At 64.2% G+C, this 3,712-nt stretch carries 2 protein-coding genes and 1 pseudogene; all 3 read right to left on the bottom strand.

Annotated elements, in window-relative coordinates; translation table 11 throughout:
- Positions 1 to 81: 81 nt before the first annotated feature.
- Entirely contained in the window at positions 82 to 2,931 is a 2,850-nt protein-coding gene (clpK, locus tag B3E94_RS14195) for a heat shock survival AAA family ATPase ClpK (protein WP_065086370.1), read from the bottom strand.
- A gap of 105 nt (positions 2,932 to 3,036) precedes the next feature.
- On the bottom strand, positions 3,037 to 3,606 hold the full coding sequence (gene hsp20 / locus B3E94_RS14190) for a small heat shock protein sHSP20 (RefSeq protein ID WP_023383121.1): 570 nt from the start codon (positions 3,604 to 3,606) through the stop codon (positions 3,037 to 3,039).
- Between the two features lie 34 nt (positions 3,607 to 3,640).
- Positions 3,641 to 3,712, bottom strand: a pseudogene (locus B3E94_RS14185) (DNA-binding protein); the annotation flags it as partial.

Here is a 3,712-nt window from a genome sequence, read left to right as displayed (position 1 = left end):
CCACGACCGCCACCGCGATCGAGGCCAGGGAGGCTGCCCATGCCAGGCCGATGGGATCGGACACGGCAGCCTCTCCCAACATTAAGACGCGTCGCTCGCCGACTTCTTCTTGCGAGAGCCCTTACCCGCGTCGCCATGCGGCGCCTCGGCCGCCTTCGCGGCATCCGGCTGCTCTGGCTCGGCCGGAGTCTGCGGTGACTCATGGCGTTCGAACACCACCCGTTCGGCCTTGTCGTCCCAGCGGGCGCTGGCGTGATCGCCCTTGCCGATACCGCCACCCAGCATCTCGCGCGCTAGTGCCGTCTCCAGCTCGCTGCGGATCAACCGCTTGAGCTCACGCGCGCCGAACTCGGGCTTGTAGCCTTCCTCCGCGAAGTGGTCGATCAAGGTCTGATCGAAGGTCAGCGTCACGCCCTGGCTGGCGGCGTTGCGGGCCACACGATCGAGCTGCAGGCCGACGATATGGCGGATCTCCTCCTTGCCCAGCGCATGGAAGACGATGATCTCGTCGATGCGGTTGATGAACTCGGGGCGGAAGTGTCCGCGCAGCACGTCCATCACCTCGGACTTGGTCTTCTCGTATTCCTCGCCGGCGGCGCTACGGGCCTTCAGCCGACGCTGGATGATGTCCGAGCCCAAGTTCGAGGTGGCGATGATGATGGTATTGGTGAAATCCACCACCCGGCCCTTGCCGTCGGTGAGCCGCCCGTCGTCGAACACCTGCAGCAGGATGTTGTAGACGTCGGGGTGAGCCTTCTCGATCTCGTCCAGCAGCAACACGCTGTAGGGCTTGCGACGCACCTTCTCGGTGAGCTGGCCGCCCTCGTCATAGCCCACATAACCCGGAGGCGCGCCCACCAGGCGTGCCACGGTATGGCGTTCCCCGTACTCGGACATGTCGATGCGCAGCAGCGCACCTTCATCGCCATAGATGGACTCGGCCAGCGCCTTGGCGAGCTCGGTCTTGCCCACGCCGGTCGGCCCGAGGAACAGAAAAGTCGCCACCGGCTTGCCGCCTTCGCGCAGCCCCGCGCGCGACAACCGCACGGCATCGGCCACCGCGCGCACCGCTTCGTCCTGGCCCACCAGGCGCTCGTGCAGCCGCTGTTCCAGATGCAACAGCTTCTCGCGTTCTTCCACCGTCAGCTCGTTGACCGGAATGCCGGTCAGGCGCGAGACGATCTGCGCGACATGCTCGGCCTTGACTTCGGCGCTGCCCGAGGCGCGCTCGCGCTCCCAATCTTCGATGAGCTTCTTGAGTTCGGCCTCTTTTGCCTCGATGCGCTTGCCCAGCTCGGCGGCCTTGTCGTACTGCTTGCGCGAGGCCATGTAGTCCTGCTCACGCCGCAACTGGTGCAGTTCGGACTCCAGCTCTTGTACGGCCACTGGGCGAGCCGTGGCCGACAGCTTCACGCGTGCGGCCGCCTGGTCAAGCAGGTCGATGGCCTTGTCAGGCAAAAAGCGCGCGGTGATGTAGCGGTCCGACAACTCGGCGGCGGCGATGATCGCATCCTCGGTGATGCTGACCTTGTGGTGCGCCTCGAAGGTGTCGCGCAGGCCGCGCAGGATCATCATGGTCTGCGCTACCGTCGGCTCGGGCACCATCACCGGCTGGAAACGACGCTCCAGCGCGGCGTCCTTCTCGATGTACTTCTGATACTCGTTGAGCGTGGTGGCGCCGATCAGGTTCAGCTCGCCGCGCGCCATCATCGGCTTGAACACGTTGGCCACGTCCAGCCCGCCTTCGCCGCCACCCTGGCCGGCACCGACGATGGTGTGCACTTCATCGATGAAGAGAATCATCTCGCCCTGGTGCTCGGTCACTTCCTTGAGCACCTTCTGCACGCGCTCCTCGAACTCGCCGCGATACTTGGCGCCGGCCACCATGGCGTTGATGTTGAGTTCCACCAGACGCTTGTCGCGCAGCGTCTCGGGCACTTCGCCGGCGACCATCCGCTGCGCCAGTCCTTCGACAATGGCGGTCTTGCCGACGCCGGGCTCACCGATCAACACCGGGTTGTTTTTCTTGCGCCGGGCCAGCACCTCGATGGTGGTCTCGATCTCCTGCGCACGGCCGATGACCGGATCGAGCTTGCCCTCGCGCGCCATCTTGGTGAGGTCGCGCGAATACTTGTCGAGTTCTGGCGTGTTGGTCGGCGTCTCGGCGCGGCCATCCTCGGCGCCTTTGCCGACCACCTTGCTGACCTGTTGGCGCAGCGCCTGCGGCGTCAGGCCGTAGCGGCGTAGCAGGTTGGCGGCCAGCCCTTCGCCTTCCTCGGTCAGACCGATCAGGAAATGCTCCGGACCGACATAGGAATGGCCGAGTTCATTGGAGGCCACGAAGGCGCGGCTGAGCGCATCCTTCACGCGCGGCGACACGCCGATCTCGCCCTCGAACGGCTTGTCCCCGCGCTTGGCCTCGGACTCGATCTGCCGCTTGAGGTCATCGACCTTGATTTTGAACTGACCCAGGATGGTCTTGACCACGTCGCTGTCGGCCAGCGCCAGCAGCAGATGTTCGGTATCCACCTCGGAGCGGCCAAATTCGGCAGCGTGTTTGGCGGCCTCTTGCAGCAGGGCTTCCGACTGTTCGCTGATGCGGCTGGCCAGCCCACTGCCGCGCCGGCGCGGTGCACCCGAACCTGCGGCGGCGGGTTCGCCAAACACGGCATCGACCACGTCATCGGTATCGGCGGCAAAGGGCGTCGCGTCGTCGCCGATGCGGAAGAAGTCACTGCCGAGGAAGTCCTCGAACAGGCCGCTGCGCGAGCCGAACAAGGCTTCCAGCGGCGAGACGGTGCGCTTTTGCTGGCGCACCAGTTGGCGGTAATGGTCGTCGCACAACAGCATGGTGCTGTGACGTCCGTTGAGATTGGCTTCCACCCGCACGGTGGCGGGTTGGCCGCAGACCTGGCATTGTTTTCTGGCCATGCTGATGCTCCTGAGAAGGTTGACAAGGTTGAGGCGACGAGGCATCGCGAGCCGCGACACCTCGTCTCGTACCGGGTTTTTCTTGTGACGAACGAGCCGGCGACGTCAGCTGTTGATCGGGATCGAACGTCCCTGCTTCGGCGCGCTGACCTCGCGCTTGTCGATCGTGACCGTGAGCACCCCGTTCTTGAACGATGCCTTGATCGAATCCTGATTGGCGTCGTCAGGCAGGTTCAAGGCGCGGTGAAAGCTGCCGTAGGAGCGCTCCACACGGTGGAAGCCACCTTCCTTCTTCTCCTGTTCCTGGCGCTTCTCGCCACGCACCACCAGCACGTCGTTGTCGAGGGTGATCTGGATGTCCTTTTCCTCGACACCGGGCACTTCCAGGGCAATCTTGTACTGCTTGTCGGTTTCCTGGATGTCCAGGGCCGGCTTCAGCATGCCCGACCAATCGGATGGCAGCCGCGGCATGGCCAGCGCCGGAAAACCGAAGCCCCGGAACGCGTCATCGAACAGCCGGTCGATCTCGCGATGCAGTTGCAGGATCGGGCTGACTGGCCCGCTCGCCGCTGGCAGGTCATTGCGCTGCACCGGCAGGGAAGAGGCGGTCTGCTGCTCTTGCTGCTCGTTCTTGAACCAGTTCCAGGGAGCCAACTTCTTGAAATCGATGTCCAAGTCATACCTCCAGAAAAATTGAAAAACGAGTTACTCAAGCCCTTTGCCTGCTGCGACGGGCAGTGCGCCCAGGCGACACGGGCTGCTCGGATGACTTCTGCTGTTC

Origin of the sequence: Pseudomonas sp. UBA6315, assembly GCF_002438125.1 — a bacterium.
In the GTDB taxonomy this organism is placed as follows: Bacteria; Pseudomonadota; Gammaproteobacteria; order Pseudomonadales; family Pseudomonadaceae; genus Aquipseudomonas; species Aquipseudomonas faucium.
This window is presented reverse-complemented; position numbering and strand designations above follow the sequence as displayed.